The following is a 17,473-nucleotide window of genomic DNA, read 5'->3' as shown; positions in this document are numbered from 1 at the left end:
TGTTTGCGTCTTTACCTCATGATCGCGGGTTTCGGGGGAGAATTTACTCCATGGACGCCTTGGACCGGAAGATTCTTACCGAGCTACAGCTCGACGGCCGCCTGACAGTCACCGAGCTGGCCGCTCGCGTGCAGCTCAGCGTCTCGCCCTGCCACCGCAGGCTGCGCGACCTCGAACGGGAGGGCGCGATCCGCGGCTACCGGGCCGTGGTCGACCCGGCAGCCGTAGGCCTGAACTTCGAGGCCCTCGTCTTCGCCACGCTGCGCTGGGAGACGCCCGACACTGTCACCGCCTTCGAAGAGGCCGTGGCCGCCGTCCCGCACGTGCTCCAGGCGCAGCGTCTGTTCGGCGAGCCCGACTACCTGCTGCGTGTCGCGACCACCGACCTGGCCTCCTTCCAGGAGCTGTATGACCAGCAGCTCGCCCGGCTCCCCGGCGTCCAGCGCCTGACGTCCACCCTCGTCATGAAGAACGTCGTCCAGGACAGGCCACTGCCCGAATGAGCCGCGCCCGGTCCCAGGCCGCCTGTCGTCAAACGATCGTTTGACGACAGGCGGTCGACGCGTCCAATGAACCCCCGCAATCCGGTCATGAGACGGCCCGCCAGACAACCGGCCGGTGATCATCACAGCAGCCCATAGCGGTCCGACCTGACCCAACACCCGATGCAATCACTCATACGAGTCGCCTCCTGATTTTTGGAGTGGACGATCAGCGACCGGCCAGGTCATTCCTTCTCGTCACCGTCCTGGGGCCGCTCCAGCTTTGGGTGTGGGACTTCATCGACCGGCCGGGGGTCCGCTGAGGGACGGCTGAGCCGGCCTCGTGCGCCGAAAGGAATCTGGCCATGAGGACGGAAAGCGGCCACGATCTCCGGAATGTCCGAGTCTGCCCGCGTCCTCCTCCTACGCTCCTCAATCGGACCGGGACATCCCGGCACGCCACCGACCGCGGGCACGGCCCGCCGGATCACAAGGGGGACTCATGGCTGAGCTCGACCTCGGAGTCGCGACGCGCTGGGAAGAGGCGGAGACCCACGGCCGGGTCAAGCTGGTGGACAACCGGATCTACCGGGACTCCCCGGAGAAGGACGTCGCGATCATCTCCCCGAACAGCGTGGAGATCGTACTGAACTCCAACCACTCCAGCTCCCAGGAGTCGGACAAGGTCTACATCACCACCCACCACGGCAGCACGAAGAAGATCCTCGGCATCCTCGACTCCGACGGCAACCTGAAGATCGCCGGGAAGCTGATCACCGACCAGAAGGACCTGCGCTGGGACTCCTGAGCCCCCTCAGGTAGCCCGGATCCGGGCACTGAGGCCACGCCACTGCGTGAGCCTCCTCCCCACGTAGTACGAGGGTCCGCACGACCTGACCGGTCGGGCGGGCCCTTCCTATTCGGGGGTGAGAAGTCTGCGGCGCAAGAAGTCCCAGGCGAGGTTGATCTTGGTTGGCTAGCGACCGGTCTGTGGCCTCGCCGGGGATCCGGACCGTCACGACGTAAAGCGTCAGCCGAACAGTGCCCACCCCTTGAGGGCCGCGATCACCGCGCAGACCACTGCCAGACAGCCCCACACGATTCTCATGTGGTCTTCGGTGAACCGAGGGCCGGGCGCGCCACCCAGCGAGAACATGCAGGTGATGTCGTACACCCGGAGGGCGAGATTGCGATAGTCCAGGGCTATCAGTGAGCCCAGGACAGTGAGCACCACCGCCCACACAAAATGGATCATTCGATAAATCTCCGAATACTGGGCGCCGGTGTCAGCGGCGGGTGACGGTGTAGCCCGCGTCGTTGACGGCTCGGGTCCACACGTCCCGGTCGAACCCCTTGCTGATGTCCGGCTGCATCTCGGTGATGGTGCGCATCCGGGCCTGCCAGTCGTGCCCGCCCGGGCCGCGGCTGCCATCGCAGCCCATGCAGCCGTCCTCGCCCTGGATGTGGCCGGCCATCCAGGTGTTGACCGCCACGTTGACGATGACCGAGAACAGGTCGCCGCCCGTCTGCGCCAGGGAGTCGGGGACACCGGCGAGGACCAGGGCCAGTTCCGGATTGTCGATCGGCGGCATCGGGGCCCGGCCCGCGTCCGTGGCACTGGTGCCCTCTTTGAATGCCTGCGCGCTGCCGGCGAGACGGTCGGCGAGGGCGGCGGCGTCGAAGTACCGCCAGGCGGAACGCACCTGGATCCCCAGGCGCTGCGCGACGGTGCTGATGTTCTTCTCGATCGTGTCTTCGACCGTCGCCGGTGCGAGCGTCACCCCCCGGTGAGCCAGCTCCGCGAGCGTGAGGGCAACAGCTCCCTTGAACGCCTTCGTGTTCCGCACAGCCGCATCGTAGGCGCGCCGCTGCGGCCGGTGGGCGGCTTCACCAGCATCGATGCGCAGCCACCGACTGTTCTGGGGGTGTTGTCAGTGGTGACTGTCATCATCCCGGTCATGCCCATCAGCCGGGAGTACGCGCGCTCCCTGTTCGCGGAGCTGACGCAGAGCGCTGCGGTCGGCAGCACGGTCACCTTCTCGGCGACATGGCGGTGCGCTGCTACAAGCACAGGGGCCGCTGGACGTAACGAACGCGATGTCCGGGAAACGGGCCGCGCGTTGGCGGGGCTGCGAGCCCGTCCGCCACCCGCACCGACACCAGCGTCTTACCGCTCCCCGTCGCCGACACGAACAGACCCCGCGTGCCGGGGCGGTGCAAATGCCGCACCAGCCACTCGACCGCCTCCACCTGATCAGGGAAAAGGACCTGCCTCACCGGGCGGCCGGACCTCGGCAACTCAACCAGGGTCATCAAGCTCATCCTCAATCAGAAGCAGGCCCGTCGATGAGGGCACCTTACCGAGCAAGCGCCCTGCCACTCGGGGGTCTGCATGTACGGAGAACGTACGTGATCCATACGCGATACGTACGGCGCTCTGGCTTGCGGGCATGGCATGGGCCGTATGCGAGAAGATCAGGGACACCTTGGTCCGTCACACGTTCGAGAGGCAACCGTGGTCACCGACGCGCAGACGCTGGAGCTGTTCCGGTTCGCAGACGCAGTTCAGAGCGTCACCGTCGAGGTGAGATGCGACGCCCCCTGGACGGACGGCGAGGAGCGGTACTACCCGGCAGAGATCGTTCTGCGCAGCGACTTCGTCAACGGACGGGTCCGCCTGGTCGTGTCCCCCGCGGATCTGGACGAGTGGGAGCGCTGCCTCGACGCTCTGGAGGCCGAGGGGGGAGCCGTGTGGCCGGCCGGTGACCGCAGCGCCTGGATGGACATCGTTCCCGACGACCCGTTCGAGGTCACCGTCCACGACTCACCGTCCACACAGATCGCAGTCCTCGTGCCGGTCGACGTCGCCGAGAACTGGATGGAGGAGAACCGGATGCTGCTGGACCGTGTCCGAGCGGCCCTCTCAGCGGCCCCTGAGGCGCGCACGGTTTGATGATCACCGCGTGGCGATCACAGTGCCGGAGCCGTCACGCAGTAGCAGCGACAGCAGCTCACGGCCGCAGGATTCTCCCTGCGGATCGAAGCAGACAAGGCCGTGTGCACGAGCCAGCACAGCGGCGTACTCGGCCACTTCGTCGGCCTTGCCGTACGAGATGGTCAGGTACGCGATCGGGCCCGACGCCTCCTCCATGACCGGTGTCGACGCCCATACGACACCGTGGTCGGCGTCGTCCGGGTACCGCGCGACCGCACCCGCTTGATGATCATCGTGTGGGCGGTTCGCCGTCCCACACCGCAAGGTCATAGCTCAGCCGGGCATCGTCGCAGGCAGGCGCTCCGCCGACGCCAGCAGGTCTGCGAAACAGATTGCAGTTGAAGGAGACGGACTGGCCCGCGCGAAAGTCGACGACCTGCCGCAGCACCGGGCGACGGTGCTTACCGGGCAGATTCGGGGCTGGCTGCAGGCCGACGAGATCCGCGCCTTCTGCCGAGCTGCCGCGCCCGAGCCGACGACGCGCCGGTTCCGACGGACGAGGCGGCTGGCTGAAATGGGCTGAGGCAAACGCGGTGCAACTCGGCCCCCTGCAGGAGCCCTTGCGCACTCCTGTGGATCCGCCGGCCGGGCGGGGGGTGCTACGTTAGCGGGCTAAGATCGATGTTTACGCCCACCCGTGGCCGATCGACACTGACTGCCGCTGGATGCTTCCCGACGACCGGCCAACCGAGCCCCGAACGTGAACCGGCCCCTGTGCAACCGGGAAACGCCTTCGCCCTGTCCGCGGAGGACAGGGCGAAGGAACGTTCATGCGACGATACAGAGCGGGGTTTCCATGCGTTCCCAGGCTCCCAGCACGGCCTTATGCGCGTCCGGCTGAAGGTGGGCGTAGCGCTGGGTGGTCTGGAAGCTCTCATGGCCGAGAAGGTGCTGGACCTCGTAGAGCGAGACCCGGTCTGGACCAGCCACGAGGCGCAGGTGTGGCGCATGGAGTGCGGCGGGTAGTGCGGGACGAGCTGCAACTCGCCGTCGTCGCCGAAATGGTAGGCAGCCTCGACAGCAGGCCACCAGGTCTGCCGACGCCAGTCGCTATCGGCGAGGAGGCGTCCGGAACGGCCCTTGGTGATGATGGTCGTAAAGACCACTGCGTCGCGGTCGAGCCGGTGGATGTGGCGTTCGAGGGCCTCCAGGACATGGGGCGAGAGCGGGACTTCCCGGCGGCTCTTGGAGCTCTTGGGGTACTCCTTGATGCCGCTCTTGGTATTGGAGGGTCAGGTGCCCACGAGGTGCCCGGCGGGCGCCGCAGCGCGCTGCCACAGTGCTGCCGTCTGAACGGGAGTGCGGTCGGGGCGGATCCGCAGGCGCAGGAAAGCCGGCAGGTCGCCCTCCTCGCGCCTGGCCGCGATGTCCTCCGGCCCGAACCCCTCCACACCCCCACCCCCGACCCTGGCGGGACCATGCCCGGTCATCGTCAGTGTCGCCGCCGCAGGCACCCGCCGGGGATAACTGGAGCAGAACGTCCCGCCGGGCGGGAGGGCAGCGGCGCGATGCCGGGTCGGGCGTTCCGCCAGGCGGGCCGGCCCGGCGGCAGCGTGGTGGTGGAGCCGGGATCCGAAGGCTTGCCGCAGTTGTGGAGTCTGTCGTGGCAGGCAGGGTTACATGCCGCGCTCAGGCCCGTTCCAGGGCTCCGGCCGTGCGTCAGCGGTCATCGGAAGACGGCGCAGTTGTACCGGGCCGGGATAGAAGGCTGAGGTGTTGGGGCCGGCCATGTCTTCGCCGACGAGGTAGCGGTAAAGCCATTCGGCGAAGTTCATCTCGTACTGCGTCCAGCCGCCCTCGCCGTCTTCGACCAGGATCTTGGACAGCGTGCCGTCCGTAGCCATGAGGAACAGGGTTTCGCCTCGGTCGGTGCTGGCGATCGGCCACAGTCCGTTGCGGGTAGCGAAGCTCAACTCCGCAAGTCCGAACAGCAGGCGAGGATCCTCCTCCGGGCCCAGATCGTCCCAGGGAATCTCGGACCAGGCGCGCGCTGTGTCCCGTATCCACTCGCCCAGGTTCCAGCGTGCGGTCGCCGGGTGAGACAAGGACAGGTGGCCATTGAGCTGGACGGGAGCGTAAGCGTCCACGATGGTCTGGTAGTCGGTCGGCAGCCGGATGCCGAGTTCTGCGTGAAGGCGGTCCCAAGCGGATGGATCCGCGTATCGGTTGTGGGCCTGGCCGAGCATCGCCATGACCGCAGGCAGGTAGTCGGCCATGACGCTCCTCGCTGCTGTGCCGTCCTCGCAGCAGGATCATCTCAGCTCGAAGAGCAACCACTGCCGCCGGAACCACCCCCTGGACCAACGCGTCCGGCACCAGCCGCTCCCCCATGGCCATCAGGTCGGTCAGCCTGGTTCGCGAACCAGTGCAGCCGACCTCTGAGTAGCCGTCCGCGACAGCATCTGGTCAGCTGGCCCGCGGCTGCTGCTCGACGCGCGCGCTGTCCAGGACGTGCCGCCAAGAGGCAACGCCCGGTCGGCGGCGCAGCAGTGAGCGGCGTTCGCGTTCGGTCATGCCTCCCCACACGCCCCATTCGATGCGGTTGTCGAGTGCTTCCACCAGGCAGTCGATGCGCACCGGGCAGCCCTCGCAGACAGCTTTGGCGCGCTTTTGGCGGGTGCTTTCGGCGAACAGTTCGTTCGGGTCGGCGCCGCGGCAGGCGGCGTCCTCCTGCCAGTACTTCACGGTCGTCATGATGTTCCTCCCCCGTCGCGTTCGGCGACGGCACCGAGCCTATGCCCAGGTCACAGCCGATCAGTCTTCATCTGTCCTCAAGGTGGCGATCGTGCGGGACTGTAACTATGGGGCATTTGGGGTGAGTAGCATCCGTCAGCAACATCCCAGGTAGAAGGAGTGTGCTGTCGTGGCCGACGAGCCCCAGACGACCCCCGTGCAAGAACGTGTGCGCCAGCGATTCGCCGACGAGCTCACGGCCAACCACGCAGAACAGGAAGAGCTCACCGGGCAGATCGCCGAACTCCAGCAGCGTCTTGACCAACTCAGGGCGGATGAGGCGTGGTTGACGCATGCGCAGAGCAGCCTGCCCACGACGGGCGAGCCCGGAGCCGAGGCCTTGGGCAGTGCGTCCGAGACGCCGTCGGCGGCCACGGTGGAGCAGGCCGAGGTCTCCGTACCGGCCGAGACCGACGCCGAGGCGTCGCAGACCGTTCCGACGCAGCGCCAGGGCCAGACGGTGAAGAAGGCGGCCCAGGCGAAGAAGCCCGCCGCGCGGCGAAGAAGCCGGCAGCCGTGAAGAAGGCGGCCAGCAAGGCGCCGGTCAAGAAGGGCACCGTCAGGAAGACGGCGTCGGCGACCGAGAAGCCGGCTGCCGGGAAGCCCGCCGCGAAGAAGCCTGCTGCGGAGAAGTCGGCGGCGGAGCAGGCTCCGGCACCCAAGGCCACCACCTCGAAGGCTGCGTCGCCGAAGGCCGCCGCCACGAAGGCTCCGGCGGGCAAGGCCGCGGCCGGCGGGCCGCCGCTGTGGGAGCTGCTGCTCGGTGTGCTCCGCAAGACGCCGGGGCAGCCGCTGGTGGCCCGTGAGGTCGGCGAGCAGCTCGCCAAGGACCACCCCGACCGGGCGACGTCCGCGCAGACGGTGCGCAACGGCCTGCAGACCCTGGTCACGAAGAACCTCGCCGAGAAGACCCGCCAGCAGGGCAACGTCATGTACACCGCCCACACCGACGCACCCGCGACGCCCTCCCCCTCGGAGGACGAGCCCGCGAGCGACAAGGCCAAGCCGGCGGCCTAGAAGGTCCCGGCGCAGGTCAAGTAGCCGCCGCGCTGCCCGGGCAGCGCCGGACGCGCCCCGCCGGTGGCTACACGGCCGGGGATGCGGTGAAGTGGTAGCTGCGGTAGCCCTTGCCGTCGTTGTCCCAGTCGAGCTGGAGGTAGCCGTCGCCGAGGCCGCGCCGGTTTCCGGCCGTCCAGCGGATGGCGAAGGTGGTGTAGGGGCCGGAGCGGGTCTTGTTCTCGATACGGTTTTTGATACCGGGGAAGTTCTTCCAGACCTGCACGGTGTCGGGGCCGGAGCGGGAGTGCTTGATCTGCTGGACCCAGCGGGCGGCGTCGAAGACGGGGCCCTTGTCGTAGAAGTTCGGCCCGTTCACGCTGACCTTCGCGTACGCGTACACGTACAGGTACGAGCCGGAGCGCTTGGCGCAGATCGTCGCGGACAGGTCCCAGTTGACGGGCCAGGGGCCGCTGTAAGCGGGGTCGTCGACGGTCATCTTCGAGGTGGTGCAGCGGTAGCCCGCCGCGGAGGCCGTCGGCGCGGTGGCCAGGGCCGTCGCGGCGATGGCGGCCACACTCAGAGCGGTGACGACGGTGCGCTGGAAGCGGGGCATGACAATCCTCGTGATCGGCGGGTTGTTGCCCGGGAGCCTGCAAGCGCGCAAGGACCCGTGACCGGTGGGCCGTTGTCGTGTGCCGGGGGCCGCGACAGTGATCGTGAAGGCCGGTCCGTACGGCGGGAACGGTGACCTGCACCCGCTCCCCCGGGCCAGGCGGCGGGCGCGGGGTTGTGGGTGCGGGCGGTGAGGACGAGCGCGCCCAGGGCGGCGCCGTACGCCGGGCCCCCAGGGGGCGGGGGACGACGGACGGACGGTGCCAGCGGCGTCACGGGGCGAGCCGCCGTGGCGAGCAGCACAGCAGCGCCGGCCGCACCCCCTCAACGCCCTGTCCGGTGGCGCGGACCGGGGCGCGTGCTGCTCGTGATCAGCGGGAGAGGTCCGTCGTACGGCGCTGCGGCGCGGTGGGCGTTCGACGGCGTGATGGACGATGTCAGCGAAAAACCCGACGCAGCGGATTGCGTTCGCCTCGCAGAATGGGCGGCATGGCCGCAGACAAGGACGCAGCGTTCACACTGCCGCGGGGCGCCACCGGCTTCTTCTGGCCGAAGGACGGGCCGCTGCCGCTGACCGACCTGCGGACGTTCCGCACAGCCCTATATGGGGCCGCCCGGGCGGCCGGAGGCCGTGTGGGCGAAGTCGAGGAACAGACGTACCCACGTACGTTCCACACCGCGACGGTCCTCGCGGGCACGACCGAGTACGTTCTGCTGTGCCACGCCCACCACCCCTGGATCGCTTTCGCTCACGCGCGCCGGGACTGGTACACCGACGAGTTCCTCGCACCGCCACCGTGGGCCCACACCTTCGTCGACCTGGGCCTCTTCGTGCTCGATCACGCCGAGCTCACTCTGCCGCTCTCGGACGTCGACACGTCGGTCCTCACACAAGGCGAGTGGCGCGAGGTTCGCTCCTACGGCATCACCACGTTGGGCGGAGTGCTCTTCAACGCCTGGGACTGAAGCGCGGGCGAGCCTCGGGCCCGGTGCGAGTCAGCCACGGCAGACTGCGATCAAGACACTGGGGCCTCGCCTGGTGGGATGAAGGCGTCGGCGCTATCAGCATCCTCGACATGACCTTGAGGATCGACCGTGATGGCTGTCGCCCGCCCCTGTGACGTGATGAGCCAGGCCAGCACCTGCTCCGTCAGCGGCGTGCCTCCTGGCCCCTCGTCCTTCCAGTACACCCGCCATCCTCCACCAGGTATCGCGGCCACGACTTGATCGGCTCGCTCCAGGTGGGAGAAATCTGGGTAGTCCGTCACTGGACGCAGGGCACCACGCTTGGGATCGACGACCAGAGCTGTCCCGGTCGCCTGGTGCCAGCCCTCTACGCGCACCATGCGGCCGATCTCGGTGTCGGTGCCGTTGAAGATCGCGGTCCAGCCGGTCTGATTGAAGTAGCGAAGAGACACGGCCCCATCATCTCGAACCGCAACACTCCTGCTGCACAGGCGAGTACGCCGATAGACGCCGGATCGGAGCCTGCCCGGCGCATCCCGCTGTCTTAGGTCGGGCCCCGGTCACTGGTGGATTCCCTGTTTCGGGGCCGAAAGCCAACGCCGGGGGATGGGTCTTGTTCGCTGCCGCCCCGGCGCTGAGGTCTCACCGGTGGTCGGGTGGATAGCGGTCTGCCAGGACAGCCGGGTACATGGGGAGGGCTGGTCGGTGTTCTTTGTACTGCTCTTGGTGCTTGGTCGCCCTGGGTATCGTGCTGGCCGTCATCGGCGTGCAGGCTCTGCTCCTCGGTCGGATGCCCGGCGCGTGGCTCCGGCAACGAGTGTGGCAGCCCAGACTCTGGGGAGCAGGAGCGATTCTGATCCTGATCAGCTGGAACGGCTCCCCCACCCTCTTGGTCGTCGGCTTTGGCCTGGTCGCGCTGGACATGTCGTGAAGTCCTCACCACGACACCGGCTCTCAAGGCTGAAGGCCGCGTCTTTTGCCGACATGCCGGCACCACGTGCCCGGCATCTGGATGCAAGGGAAATCAGCGTGGGCAACCGGTTCGTAGACGGGAGACACATGGGACAGGGTGCAGTGCAGGTGGACGGGGCTTTCGGCGGGCGGCTGAAGTGGCGTTCTCGCTTCCTCATCCGGAAGGCTCGCCAGCGGGGCCGGACCGGCCTGTTGGTCCAGGTGGACCTGCGTGACCCGGTCCGCAGCATGTCACCGAAGTGGTGCCGGGTGTCCGTCACGGAAGACGGGCGCGAGCTGTGCGGCGTGGACCGGACCACCATCAGCAAGGTCCGCTTCAGCCCTCTCCCCCCAGGCCCCCACGCGCTGCAACTCGAGGTCCTGCGTGCCCGAAGAAGAGGCTCCACCCGCGTCGAACGGAACGTCGTGCTCGGCCAGGGGGACATTCTGCTGGTGACGTGTGATCCGGTACAGCCGAACGTCTTCTACCGGCGCAGCAGCGAGGCGGACACCTGGAGTTGGCAGATCCTGCAGCAGCGCAGCGCCTAGATCCAGTTTGCCCAGCCGAAGGAGAAGAGGTAGGCGCGGCGCGCTGCGTCGAGCCATCGGATGCCCCGCAGGAGCATGACCACCACGGCGGCGAGGAACAGAGCGGCGAACGCTCCCGCCACGAAGGCGCCCGCGGCGGGTTGCGTGAACCTGCCCAGGAGCGCGCTCGCCACGACGACGATGGCCAGCCCGACGTGCGCGACGGGCAGATCGGCCCTGATCGCCTCTCGCAGGGCCTTGCGCGAGGCCCTCAGATCAGAGGTGTAGCGTTCCCGGGCCGCCTCCGGGTCAGCGGCTGGTCCCTCAGGCCACGGTTGCATCGTCACTCCCCCGATTCCGTCTGTCCGTTTGGAGCCTAACTGCTGGGACGCGCATCGGACGGTGGCCGGTTGAGGCAGCCCTGGCACGACGTGAACCGGGAGCCTCATCGGCGCGGTGCGCCGTGCCCCCGCACGGTCACCGGTGGATCCCTGGTGTGCTGGGGCCGGCGGCCCGGGTCTGGGCGTGGGTTTCGTGGCTGGCGGCGAGAGCCGTGGAGGCGGGTCCGGCCGGTGCGGGGTCGGGCTGAGGGGCGGGGCGTGCCATGGCCTGCTTTAGGCGGGCGCGGATCTCGTTCTCGTCGAGCGGGACCACCGCCGTGGTGAGGCGGTCGAGTGCGGTGCGGACGGTTGTCAGGAGGTCGGCTTCGGTGCCTGAAGCGTCTGGCCCGTGTTGGCGTTGGTAGGTGATCTGTCCGTCGAGGGCCTGGGCGGCCCGGTCGAGGGTGCCGAAAGCCTCGATGAGGCGGCGTTCGGTCTGCGCGGCCGCGACCGACACGACGTCTTCGGGCAGGGCGGCCGGGGGCTCGGTGGGGAAGGCGAGGCGGCCGAGTGCGTCGTGCAGGGCGTGCACCTGTCCGAGGCGGGCGGACAGGTAGGCGATGCGGGCATGCAACAGGCGCGGGTCGGCGAGGTAGTCGGCGTCGTCGTCGAGGGTGGCGGCGCGCTGTTCGGCCAAAGCCTCGACGGCCCGCTGGGCGGTGGTGGAGGCGCGGCGCCAGGCGGTTGCCGGGCCGGAGGCGGTCAAGGCCCGGGCGGGGGCGGGGAAGGCGTCCCGGATGCGTCGGGCTTCCTGCGGGCGGCCGGAGTAGAAGGCGGCGGTGTAGGCGCGGACGGTGGCACAGGCCTGCGCGAGGTGGGCGGCGCGCTGCTCATCAAGTGCCGGGGCGGAGGTGCCGGGGGTGCGGGGGCTGGTCGCCTGATGGAGGTGGTCGGTGATGTCGGGTTCGAGGACGGCGCGCAGCCGCTGGGCGAAGGCGTCGCGCAAGGCGATCTGGTCCAGGAGCCAGTCGGCCGTCCCGGTGAAGGCCGGGACGTCGGCGGCCAGGGCCTGGAGAGCGTGCCAGTCGTCGACCAGCTCGTGATGGGGCCGGTGGGGGGCGCTCCAGGCGCTCCAGGAGAGCGGTGACGTTCTGGCCAGTGGCAGCGATCAGCTCCGCGGTGCTCGCGTCCTGCCTGGCGGCGCTGAGCGCGAGGGAGACGACGGAGGGCGGCGGGTAGTCGCTCAGAGCGCGCATGTGGCACGTCCAGGCGGCCGTCGCGGCGCTCCACCCCGCGTCCACGCCCTGCGGTGCGGTGGTGCTGCGCCGGTGGAGCCAGTCGGCCAGCTGCCGGGTGAGCCAGGGGTCGTCCGCCTGGTGCAGGAGCCGGACGACGGCGAGTTCGTCCGGAGTGCGTTCGCGCAGACCGTCGGGTCCGGCGGTGACGATAGCCAGCGGGCGGGCGCCGGTGTCCAGGTCCAGCCAGCGACGCAGCGCTTCCTCGCGGCCGTAACGACCTCCTGCACCGAGACCCGTGCGAGGTCGAAACCGGGACGGGCGATGCCCGTCTCCCCCAGCGTCGGCGGCTCCGGCTCGGGCCCGCCGATCCCACCGGCCTGCTGGCCGGGCGGGTCGAGCCACACCAGGGCGTGCGCGTCCGCTCCCTGCGCGGCCAGCCACGTGCCGAACTCACCGGGCGGGGGCGCGCTCTGCTCACTCATCCACGGGGCCTTCTGCTCGAACGGCGGGGGCACGCCGCGCGGCCCGGGGACGGCGGCTGGGCAGCAGCCTGCCCGCACAGGTGGCGGCCGCCGCCGCGACGGGCGACGGCGTTCCGCCCGGCGGGAGCGCGGGGGCGCCGGTCAGCAGCAGCGGTCCGTGAGGCGGGACGGGCAGCGGCAGTGCCGGCACCGGCCAGGCAGCAGCAGGCAGGCGGCGAGGAGCAGTGCTCGGGCCTTGGCGAGTTCTGTCTGGCATGTGATGCTGCGAAGCTTTGGTGTCCGAAGCTGTGGAGGGGTTATGGGGATCAAACTGGAGCTGCACTCGGGGCGGCCCAGGCGCAAGGGATCGTCGCAGGAGACGTTGCTGCGGGGGTCTTACGAGCATGGTGAAGGGCTGGCCAGTGCGCTGAACGGGCTCGACCGGCACGGCTCGGGCAAACTCGGCTGGGTGGATCCGTACGGCGACACGCTGTTCAACGAGCAGGAAGCCGAGGTCGCCCGTCAGGAAGTCGCCGCCCTGACCCGGCGGTGCACTGACGAACGGCAAAAGGCGGCTCTGCTGGACCTCGCCGAACTCCTCGAAGCGTGTGCGATCACGCCGGGCAGCTACTTGTGGTTCATGGGTGACTAGGGTCCGTCTTCAAACGGATCTTGCCCAGAGCAGGAGTGACGCGAGTGTGACCGCTGCTTCGTAGGAGGTGGCGGTCTTGTCGTACCGGAGGGCAATGCCGCGGAAGCGCTTGGGCTTGTTGAAGCAGCGTTCGACGAGGTTGCGTCGGCGGTAGATCTCCCGGTTGAAGCCTGGTGGCCGGCCACCGCGGTTCCCGCGATGGTGCCGGTACCGCTGCTGGTCGATCTTTTCGGGGATCGTGTGCGCGATGCCGCGTTGCCGCAGGTAGCTGCGGAAGCCGCGAGAGCTGTATGCCTTGTCCGCGATCACGTGGTCAGGTCGGCGGCGTGGTCGGCCCGGGCCGGTGCGAGGAACACGGATTCTGTCCAGCAGAGCTTGTGCGCAGATGCTGTCATGACGTTGGCCGGGTGTGATCAGGAGGGCGAGAGGGCGGCCCTTGTCGTCGCAGGCGAGGTGGACCTTGGTTGTCAGCCCTCCTCGGGATCGACCGAGGGCGTGATCGTCCGGTTCGTCCGGCCGGTGCCTCCCCCTTTTCGGCCGGTGGCGGCGGCGTGCTGGTGAGCGCGGACGATGGTGGAGTCGATCTGGACCAGCCAGTCGATGTCACCGGTGGCGTCGGCCCGGGCCTGGATCTGCTGCAGGGCCCGGGTGAAGACTCCGTCGAGGGCGTAGCGGCGGAAGCGGGTGTAGACCGTCTGCCACGGTCCGTAGCGTTCCGGCAGGTCACGCCAGGAGATACCGGTGCGGATGTTGTAGACCATTCCGTTGATGACCTGCCGGTCTGCCACCCGGGGCCGGCCTGTCGTGGCCCGCGGTATCAGCGGAGCGAGTAACTCCCACTCCTGATCGGTGAGTTCATGGCGGCGTATCACCCCACCATGATCCACGACCTGATGATCATTGAAGACGGACCCTAGTACGCGAGCTGCCCGATGCCTCCGTCAACGCGCAGCACGGTCCCCGCGGTGTAGGCGGATTCGTCCGAGGCGAGGTAGACCGCCGCCTTCGCCAGCTCGGTGGCGGTTCCCAGGCGATGCAGAGGCACGGTCTGCCGGAGTTCCTCGTAGAGGGCGGCCTGGCGCTCGGGGCCGAGGGGTGCGAACGCATTGGTGATCGTCGGGCCCGGGCTCAATCCGTTGACGCGGATGCCCCGGTCCTTCAGCTCATGGGTCAGCCCTCGCGCGTATGAGAGCAGGCCCGCCTTGGCCGCGCCGTAAACGGCCGCGTGGTCGTGTCCGATGTACGCGGAGACCGAGCCGACGAGGATGACCGAGGACTGCTGCGAGAAGAGCGGCAGGAGGTCTCTGATCAGGAAGAACGGCGACTTGAGATTGGTCGCGATGAGCGTGTCGAACGCCTCCTCGGTCCATGCCTCGATGGGGAGGTGGGTGATGTCGGCGGCGTTGCTCATCAGGATGTCGAGCTTCGGCCATTCTTCCCGGAGGTGCGCCGCGAGCGCCGCCTGGCCGGGTACGTCGCCGGCGTCACTGGCGATGGTCAGCAGCGGGCCGTCCAGTTGCCGGGCCGCCTCGTCCAGCTTTTCCTGCGAGCGGCCGGTGATGGCGACAGTCGCTCCCTCGGCGAGGAACTCGCGGGCCGTTTCCAGGCCGATGCCGCTCGTCCCCCCTGTGATCAGTGCGTGCTTTCCCGTAAGACGATCCATTGTTCTGTTCCTCTTCAGATTGCGGTGCGGCCACCGTCGGCGGCCACGATCGCCCCGGTCATGTAACTGGCCCGGTCACTGGCGAGAAAGGCGATCACGTGGGCCACCTCGACGGGGTCGGAGGTGCGCTTGAGTGCGGTGGTCAGGCCCATGCCACCCATGTCCGGGCCCATCGCCGCGACCACCTTCGAGGTGCGCATCGGGCCCGGAGCGACGGCGTTGACCCGCACGTTCGACTCGGCGAATTCCGCCGCCCAGGTGCGGGTCAGTGATTCGAGCGCCGCCTTGGTGGCGCCGTAGACGGCCATACCCGGCATGCCGAGGCCGGCCGCGGTGGAGCTGACGTTGACGATGCTGCCGCCGCCGCCCGCGGCCATCTTCTCCGCGAGCAGGGCGGTGAGCAGGAACGGGGCACGCACATTGACCGCGAAGGCTGCGTCGTAGCTCGCGAGGTCCTGCCCGGTGGTCGGGGAGAACGTCATCACGCTCGCATTGTTGACCAAGATGTCGACGGCTCCGGCGTCCGCGGCCAGCTGTCGCACGCCCGCCAGACCGGACAGATCGGCGGCGACGAAACGCACCGCCCCGGCGGAGCCGCCGCCGGCTGCGCGGAGGTCTTCCACGACCCGGGCGCCGCGCTGCGGATCGGTGCCGGTCAGGATCAGGTCGGCTCCACCCGCGGCCAGCACCCTGGCTGTGACGTGACCGAGTCCCCCGATCGTGCCGGAGCCGGTGACGAGCGCCGTCTTCCCTGCAAGTGCCATTGCTCCGCCCTTCGTGCCGGTCCGTGAGCGACCGACTTTTGTGCGTCCGTTCAAGAAGTGACGCGACGGAAGCTACGACTTCTTGAACGCATAGTCAAGAAGTCGTAGGATCGAGCACGTGGCACGAACCGGACGCCCCCGCGAGTTCGACAAGGAACAGACGCTGGAGCGCGCACTCGAACTGTTCTGGTCCCGGGGATACGGGGCGACGTCGATCCAGGACCTGGTCGACGCGCTGGCCGTCGAGCGTGGCAGTCTCTACGGCGCATTCGGCGACAAGCGCCGCTTCTACCTCGAAGCCGTCAGGCTCTACTGGCAGGTGTACGAGCGGCATCTGACCGCCGCACTCGACACCAGCCCTCTCCTGCCCGCCCTGCGGGAGATCCTGACCCATCCCGCCAGGCTGGACGAACTGGTCTCCGACCTGGGCGTGCCACAGGGCTGCCTGATCGGTAACACGACCGCCGAACTCGTCCCCCAGGACAGCGAAGCCACGGAGATCGTCACACGCTCGTACCGCAGGTTCGCCGACATCGTCGCCGCTGCGCTCCGCCGCGCCCAGGCCGCCGGAGAGGTCACGGACACCTGCTCCCCGGAGGCCCAGGCGCAACTTCTCCTCTACATCGTCCAGGGCCTCTCGCTCGTATCGAGGGCGGGGCTCGACAGGACTGCGGCCCTGGCGGCGATCGACGCGGCGGTGGACGGGTTGCGGGCGTGACCGGACCCCTGTCGCGGCTGCAGCAGCCCAAACGCCTGTGTATCCGCTACGAGATACGCGCCGGCCTGCGCCGGAACCGTCCAACTCGCCTGAGCCGTCACCTGCTGCGCGGCGCCTGCTGAAACGGTCGCGGAGCGGGCTCTGGAGGAACAGCTCGGCCGGACGACGATCGCCACCCTCCTGCAGCAGATACTGGCCTGCGACAACGAAGCGCAGGACCACTGATCCAACCGTGACGCACACACGCCCCGTGTCATGACGCACACCCTGACTGCACCCAATGTAGTTGCAGTTGTTTCGGGACGTGGCGCTCCCGGGCCTCCGGCTCCCGATGCCAGCGGCTGCACCCACCCGGACCTGAACACCTACTCGGACATGCAAGGAGTGAGAGCGATGCACCAGGAAGCCGGAGCGACCGCGAGCGCCGAGGCTCGCGGTCCTCGTCATCCGTCACGCACATGTCTTCGACGGCCGCCAGGCGCTCACCGGTCTTACTGGTGCGTGGCCAGGAACGGCAGGAGGACGTCGGCCATCTCGTCGGGTACTTCCTCTGCGAGGTCGTGGCCGGCGTCGAAGACATGCCCGGTGACGTCGTGAGCCATGAGTCGCATCTGGGACTCGTTGCGGTCGCCGATGAACGCGGATCCGCCCAGCGCCAGGACCGGAATGTCCAGTTTCTTCCGTGCGGTCTGCCGGTTCTGTTCGGCGTCGACGAGCATGGCCCGGTAGATGGAGAGCATCGCGCGGATGCCGCCGGGCATGGAGTAGCAGCGCACGTATTCGTCGACCGCGTCGGGGGTGGCGCTGTCGGGCCGGCTGCGCTCGTACTTGATCATGTAGGTGATCAGCTCGCGCTCGTGTCCGGTGATCAGCATCTCGGGTATGTCGGGCTGGAAGTAGAAGCCCAGATGCCACAGGTGCATGCCGCTGGAGACGTTCTCGGGGGTGAGGGCCGTGTGGTCCTCAAAGCCGAATCCGGGGAACAGTGCCTCGGCGAACACGAGAGCAGTGACGTGGTCGCGGTGGCGGGCGGCGAGCTGGTAGCCGATCACCGCTCCCCAGTCCTCACCCGCCACGGCGTATGTCCGGTGTCCGAGGTGGTTCATCAGCTCGGCGATGTCGTCGCTCATGGTCGCGGAGTCGTAGCCGTCCGACGGGCGGGCGGAGTCGCCGAGCCCGCGAAGGTCCGGCACGACGACGGTGTAGCGGGGCGTCAGCTTGGGAACGATGTGGCGCCAGTGGTAGCTGGTCTTGGGTACGCCGTGCAGGAGCACCACCGCGGGGCCCGACCCGGCTGTGCGGTAGTGCAGACTCGTTCCGTTCACGGCGGCTCGGCCCGTGCGGACGGGCGTTCCTTCATGGTCGAACATCATGTTTTTAACCTTCTTGGT

Annotated in this window: 25 protein-coding genes; 10 read left to right on the top strand and 15 right to left on the bottom strand. The window is 68.6% G+C overall.

Features of this window, described 5'->3' with window-relative positions:
* Positions 1 to 50: 50 nt before the first annotated feature.
* Both ACIRG6_RS36700 and ACIRG6_RS36695 read left to right on the top strand, forming a co-directional pair.
* On the top strand, positions 51 to 503 hold the full coding sequence (locus tag ACIRG6_RS36700) for an Lrp/AsnC family transcriptional regulator (RefSeq protein ID WP_089513097.1): 453 nt from the start codon (positions 51 to 53) through the stop codon (positions 501 to 503).
* A gap of 481 nt (positions 504 to 984) precedes the next feature.
* On the top strand, positions 985 to 1,290 hold the full coding sequence (locus ACIRG6_RS36695; RefSeq protein WP_403326298.1) for a DUF6342 family protein: 306 nt from the start codon (positions 985 to 987) through the stop codon (positions 1,288 to 1,290).
* A 222-nt stretch (positions 1,291 to 1,512) separates the two neighbouring features.
* On the opposite strand, the gene ACIRG6_RS36690 is transcribed toward ACIRG6_RS36695, so the two are convergent.
* The 3 genes from ACIRG6_RS36690 to ACIRG6_RS36680 form a co-directional block, all read right to left on the bottom strand.
* A complete protein-coding gene (locus ACIRG6_RS36690) occupies positions 1,513 to 1,737 on the bottom strand; it encodes a hypothetical protein (RefSeq protein WP_364825772.1) in 225 nt (74 codons plus the stop codon).
* 31 nt (positions 1,738 to 1,768) lie between these two features.
* Positions 1,769 to 2,329 carry a hypothetical protein gene (locus tag ACIRG6_RS36685; protein ID WP_403326295.1) on the bottom strand — a complete coding sequence of 187 codons (561 nt, stop codon included), beginning with the start codon at positions 2,327 to 2,329 and terminating at the stop codon, positions 1,769 to 1,771.
* Between the two features lie 214 nt (positions 2,330 to 2,543).
* Positions 2,544 to 2,795 carry a DEAD/DEAH box helicase family protein gene (locus ACIRG6_RS36680; RefSeq protein ID WP_403326292.1) on the bottom strand — a complete coding sequence of 84 codons (252 nt, stop codon included), beginning with the start codon at positions 2,793 to 2,795 and terminating at the stop codon, positions 2,544 to 2,546.
* A 202-nt stretch (positions 2,796 to 2,997) separates the two neighbouring features.
* On the opposite strand from ACIRG6_RS36680, the gene ACIRG6_RS36675 reads away from it, so the two are divergent.
* Positions 2,998 to 3,435, top strand: a complete 438-nt coding sequence (locus ACIRG6_RS36675) for a DUF5959 family protein (RefSeq protein ID WP_403326289.1) — start codon at positions 2,998 to 3,000, stop codon at positions 3,433 to 3,435.
* A 3-nt stretch (positions 3,436 to 3,438) separates the two neighbouring features.
* Here ACIRG6_RS36675 and ACIRG6_RS36670 read toward each other — a convergent pair whose 3' ends face one another.
* From ACIRG6_RS36670 to ACIRG6_RS36655, 4 genes are all read right to left on the bottom strand, one after another.
* Complete coding sequence (locus tag ACIRG6_RS36670) at positions 3,439 to 3,633, bottom strand: hypothetical protein (RefSeq protein ID WP_403326287.1); 195 nt, start codon at positions 3,631 to 3,633, stop codon at positions 3,439 to 3,441.
* A gap of 1,076 nt (positions 3,634 to 4,709) precedes the next feature.
* Positions 4,710 to 4,868: a hypothetical protein gene (locus ACIRG6_RS36665; protein WP_403326284.1), complete on the bottom strand. Its 159-nt coding sequence runs from the start codon at positions 4,866 to 4,868 to the stop codon at positions 4,710 to 4,712.
* 225 nt (positions 4,869 to 5,093) lie between these two features.
* Positions 5,094 to 5,693 (bottom strand): SMI1/KNR4 family protein, encoded by a 600-nt coding sequence (locus ACIRG6_RS36660; RefSeq protein ID WP_403326281.1) that lies wholly within the window; start codon positions 5,691 to 5,693, stop codon positions 5,094 to 5,096.
* 190 nt (positions 5,694 to 5,883) lie between these two features.
* Positions 5,884 to 6,171, bottom strand: coding sequence for a WhiB family transcriptional regulator (locus ACIRG6_RS36655; RefSeq protein WP_403326278.1), 288 nt, complete (start codon positions 6,169 to 6,171; stop codon positions 5,884 to 5,886).
* 169 nt (positions 6,172 to 6,340) lie between these two features.
* Here ACIRG6_RS36655 and ACIRG6_RS36650 point away from each other — a divergent pair, with 169 nt between their 5' ends.
* Entirely contained in the window at positions 6,341 to 6,730 is a 390-nt protein-coding gene (locus tag ACIRG6_RS36650; protein ID WP_403326276.1) for a hypothetical protein, read from the top strand.
* Positions 6,727 to 7,227 carry a hypothetical protein gene (locus ACIRG6_RS36645; RefSeq protein ID WP_403326273.1) on the top strand — a complete coding sequence of 167 codons (501 nt, stop codon included), beginning with the start codon at positions 6,727 to 6,729 and terminating at the stop codon, positions 7,225 to 7,227. Before ACIRG6_RS36650 ends, ACIRG6_RS36645 begins: the two co-directional genes overlap by 4 nt.
* Positions 7,228 to 7,294: 67 nt before the next feature.
* Here the strand turns inward: ACIRG6_RS36645 and ACIRG6_RS36640 are convergent, their stop codons facing one another.
* Positions 7,295 to 7,822, bottom strand: a complete 528-nt coding sequence (locus tag ACIRG6_RS36640; RefSeq protein WP_403326270.1) for a hypothetical protein — start codon at positions 7,820 to 7,822, stop codon at positions 7,295 to 7,297.
* Positions 7,823 to 8,310: 488 nt separating this feature from the next.
* Here ACIRG6_RS36640 and ACIRG6_RS36635 point away from each other — a divergent pair, with 488 nt between their 5' ends.
* Entirely contained in the window at positions 8,311 to 8,787 is a 477-nt protein-coding gene (locus ACIRG6_RS36635) for a hypothetical protein (RefSeq protein WP_403326267.1), read from the top strand.
* Between the two features lie 50 nt (positions 8,788 to 8,837).
* Here the strand turns inward: ACIRG6_RS36635 and ACIRG6_RS36630 are convergent, their stop codons facing one another.
* The gene (locus ACIRG6_RS36630) at positions 8,838 to 9,239 is read right to left on the bottom strand and encodes a hypothetical protein (protein WP_403326264.1); all 402 of its coding nucleotides are present in this window, start codon (positions 9,237 to 9,239) and stop codon (positions 8,838 to 8,840) included.
* A gap of 296 nt (positions 9,240 to 9,535) precedes the next feature.
* Between ACIRG6_RS36630 and ACIRG6_RS36625 the strand changes: the two genes are divergently transcribed.
* Positions 9,536 to 9,718 carry a hypothetical protein gene (locus ACIRG6_RS36625; RefSeq protein WP_403326261.1) on the top strand — a complete coding sequence of 61 codons (183 nt, stop codon included), beginning with the start codon at positions 9,536 to 9,538 and terminating at the stop codon, positions 9,716 to 9,718.
* Positions 9,719 to 10,008: 290 nt separating this feature from the next.
* A complete protein-coding gene (locus tag ACIRG6_RS36620; RefSeq protein ID WP_403326258.1) occupies positions 10,009 to 10,287 on the top strand; it encodes a hypothetical protein in 279 nt (92 codons plus the stop codon).
* Here ACIRG6_RS36620 and ACIRG6_RS36615 read toward each other — a convergent pair.
* Together ACIRG6_RS36615 and ACIRG6_RS36610 are read right to left on the bottom strand one after the other, a co-directional pair.
* Complete coding sequence (locus ACIRG6_RS36615) at positions 10,284 to 10,607, bottom strand: hypothetical protein (protein ID WP_403326255.1); 324 nt, start codon at positions 10,605 to 10,607, stop codon at positions 10,284 to 10,286. The two genes, ACIRG6_RS36620 and ACIRG6_RS36615, sit on opposite strands and share 4 nt — an antisense overlap.
* A 136-nt stretch (positions 10,608 to 10,743) precedes the next feature.
* Positions 10,744 to 11,592 (bottom strand): hypothetical protein, encoded by an 849-nt coding sequence (locus tag ACIRG6_RS36610; protein WP_403326252.1) that lies wholly within the window; start codon positions 11,590 to 11,592, stop codon positions 10,744 to 10,746.
* A 1,012-nt stretch (positions 11,593 to 12,604) separates the two neighbouring features.
* On the opposite strand from ACIRG6_RS36610, the gene ACIRG6_RS36605 reads away from it, so the two are divergent.
* Entirely contained in the window at positions 12,605 to 12,937 is a 333-nt protein-coding gene (locus tag ACIRG6_RS36605; RefSeq protein ID WP_403326249.1) for a hypothetical protein, read from the top strand.
* Positions 12,938 to 12,946: 9 nt separating this feature from the next.
* Here ACIRG6_RS36605 and ACIRG6_RS36600 read toward each other — a convergent pair.
* The 3 genes from ACIRG6_RS36600 to ACIRG6_RS36590 form a co-directional block, all read right to left on the bottom strand.
* Positions 12,947 to 13,806 (bottom strand): IS5 family transposase gene (locus ACIRG6_RS36600; RefSeq protein ID WP_403326445.1). Its coding sequence is split into 2 segments (ribosomal slippage): positions 12,947 to 13,461 and positions 13,461 to 13,806, totalling 861 coding nucleotides; the frame shifts between segments, so codons are not numbered across the junction.
* 44 nt (positions 13,807 to 13,850) lie between these two features.
* Entirely contained in the window at positions 13,851 to 14,600 is a 750-nt protein-coding gene (locus ACIRG6_RS36595; protein WP_403326246.1) for an SDR family oxidoreductase, read from the bottom strand.
* A gap of 14 nt (positions 14,601 to 14,614) precedes the next feature.
* Positions 14,615 to 15,364 carry an SDR family NAD(P)-dependent oxidoreductase gene (locus tag ACIRG6_RS36590; RefSeq protein ID WP_403326243.1) on the bottom strand — a complete coding sequence of 250 codons (750 nt, stop codon included), beginning with the start codon at positions 15,362 to 15,364 and terminating at the stop codon, positions 14,615 to 14,617.
* Between the two features lie 118 nt (positions 15,365 to 15,482).
* On the opposite strand from ACIRG6_RS36590, the gene ACIRG6_RS36585 reads away from it, so the two are divergent.
* Entirely contained in the window at positions 15,483 to 16,082 is a 600-nt protein-coding gene (locus tag ACIRG6_RS36585) for a TetR/AcrR family transcriptional regulator (RefSeq protein WP_403326240.1), read from the top strand.
* A gap of 491 nt (positions 16,083 to 16,573) precedes the next feature.
* Here the strand turns inward: ACIRG6_RS36585 and ACIRG6_RS36580 are convergent, their stop codons facing one another.
* On the bottom strand, positions 16,574 to 17,455 hold the full coding sequence (locus ACIRG6_RS36580; protein WP_403326237.1) for an alpha/beta fold hydrolase: 882 nt from the start codon (positions 17,453 to 17,455) through the stop codon (positions 16,574 to 16,576).
* Positions 17,456 to 17,473: the final 18 nt, after the last annotated feature.

Origin of the sequence: Streptomyces flaveolus (genome assembly GCF_044765825.1) — a bacterium.
Taxonomy (GTDB): domain Bacteria; phylum Actinomycetota; class Actinomycetes; order Streptomycetales; family Streptomycetaceae; genus Streptomyces; species Streptomyces flaveolus.
Note: the sequence above shows the minus strand (reverse complement) of the source record. Positions and strands in the feature narration are given on the sequence as shown.

Excerpts from the sequence above, each read along its gene's own strand:
- ACIRG6_RS36595 (WP_403326246.1), bottom strand. The coding sequence starts at position 14,600 with ATGGATCGTCTTACGGGAAAGCACGCACTGATCACAGGGGGGACGAGC.
- ACIRG6_RS36640 (WP_403326270.1), bottom strand. The coding sequence starts at position 7,822 with ATGCCCCGCTTCCAGCGCACCGTCGTCACCGCTCTGAGTGTGGCCGCC.
- ACIRG6_RS36660 (WP_403326281.1), bottom strand. The coding sequence starts at position 5,693 with ATGGCCGACTACCTGCCTGCGGTCATGGCGATGCTCGGCCAGGCCCAC.
- ACIRG6_RS36680 (WP_403326292.1), bottom strand. The coding sequence starts at position 2,795 with ATGACCCTGGTTGAGTTGCCGAGGTCCGGCCGCCCGGTGAGGCAGGTC.
- ACIRG6_RS36700 (WP_089513097.1), top strand. The coding sequence starts at position 51 with ATGGACGCCTTGGACCGGAAGATTCTTACCGAGCTACAGCTCGACGGC.
- ACIRG6_RS36615 (WP_403326255.1), bottom strand. The coding sequence starts at position 10,607 with ATGCAACCGTGGCCTGAGGGACCAGCCGCTGACCCGGAGGCGGCCCGG.
- ACIRG6_RS36690 (WP_364825772.1), bottom strand. The coding sequence starts at position 1,737 with ATGATCCATTTTGTGTGGGCGGTGGTGCTCACTGTCCTGGGCTCACTG.
- ACIRG6_RS36695 (WP_403326298.1), top strand. The coding sequence starts at position 985 with ATGGCTGAGCTCGACCTCGGAGTCGCGACGCGCTGGGAAGAGGCGGAG.
- ACIRG6_RS36605 (WP_403326249.1), top strand. The coding sequence starts at position 12,605 with ATGGGGATCAAACTGGAGCTGCACTCGGGGCGGCCCAGGCGCAAGGGA.
- ACIRG6_RS36670 (WP_403326287.1), bottom strand. The coding sequence starts at position 3,633 with ATGGAGGAGGCGTCGGGCCCGATCGCGTACCTGACCATCTCGTACGGC.
- ACIRG6_RS36635 (WP_403326267.1), top strand. The coding sequence starts at position 8,311 with ATGGCCGCAGACAAGGACGCAGCGTTCACACTGCCGCGGGGCGCCACC.
- ACIRG6_RS36590 (WP_403326243.1), bottom strand. The coding sequence starts at position 15,364 with ATGGCACTTGCAGGGAAGACGGCGCTCGTCACCGGCTCCGGCACGATC.
- ACIRG6_RS36655 (WP_403326278.1), bottom strand. The coding sequence starts at position 6,171 with ATGACGACCGTGAAGTACTGGCAGGAGGACGCCGCCTGCCGCGGCGCC.
- ACIRG6_RS36580 (WP_403326237.1), bottom strand. The coding sequence starts at position 17,455 with ATGATGTTCGACCATGAAGGAACGCCCGTCCGCACGGGCCGAGCCGCC.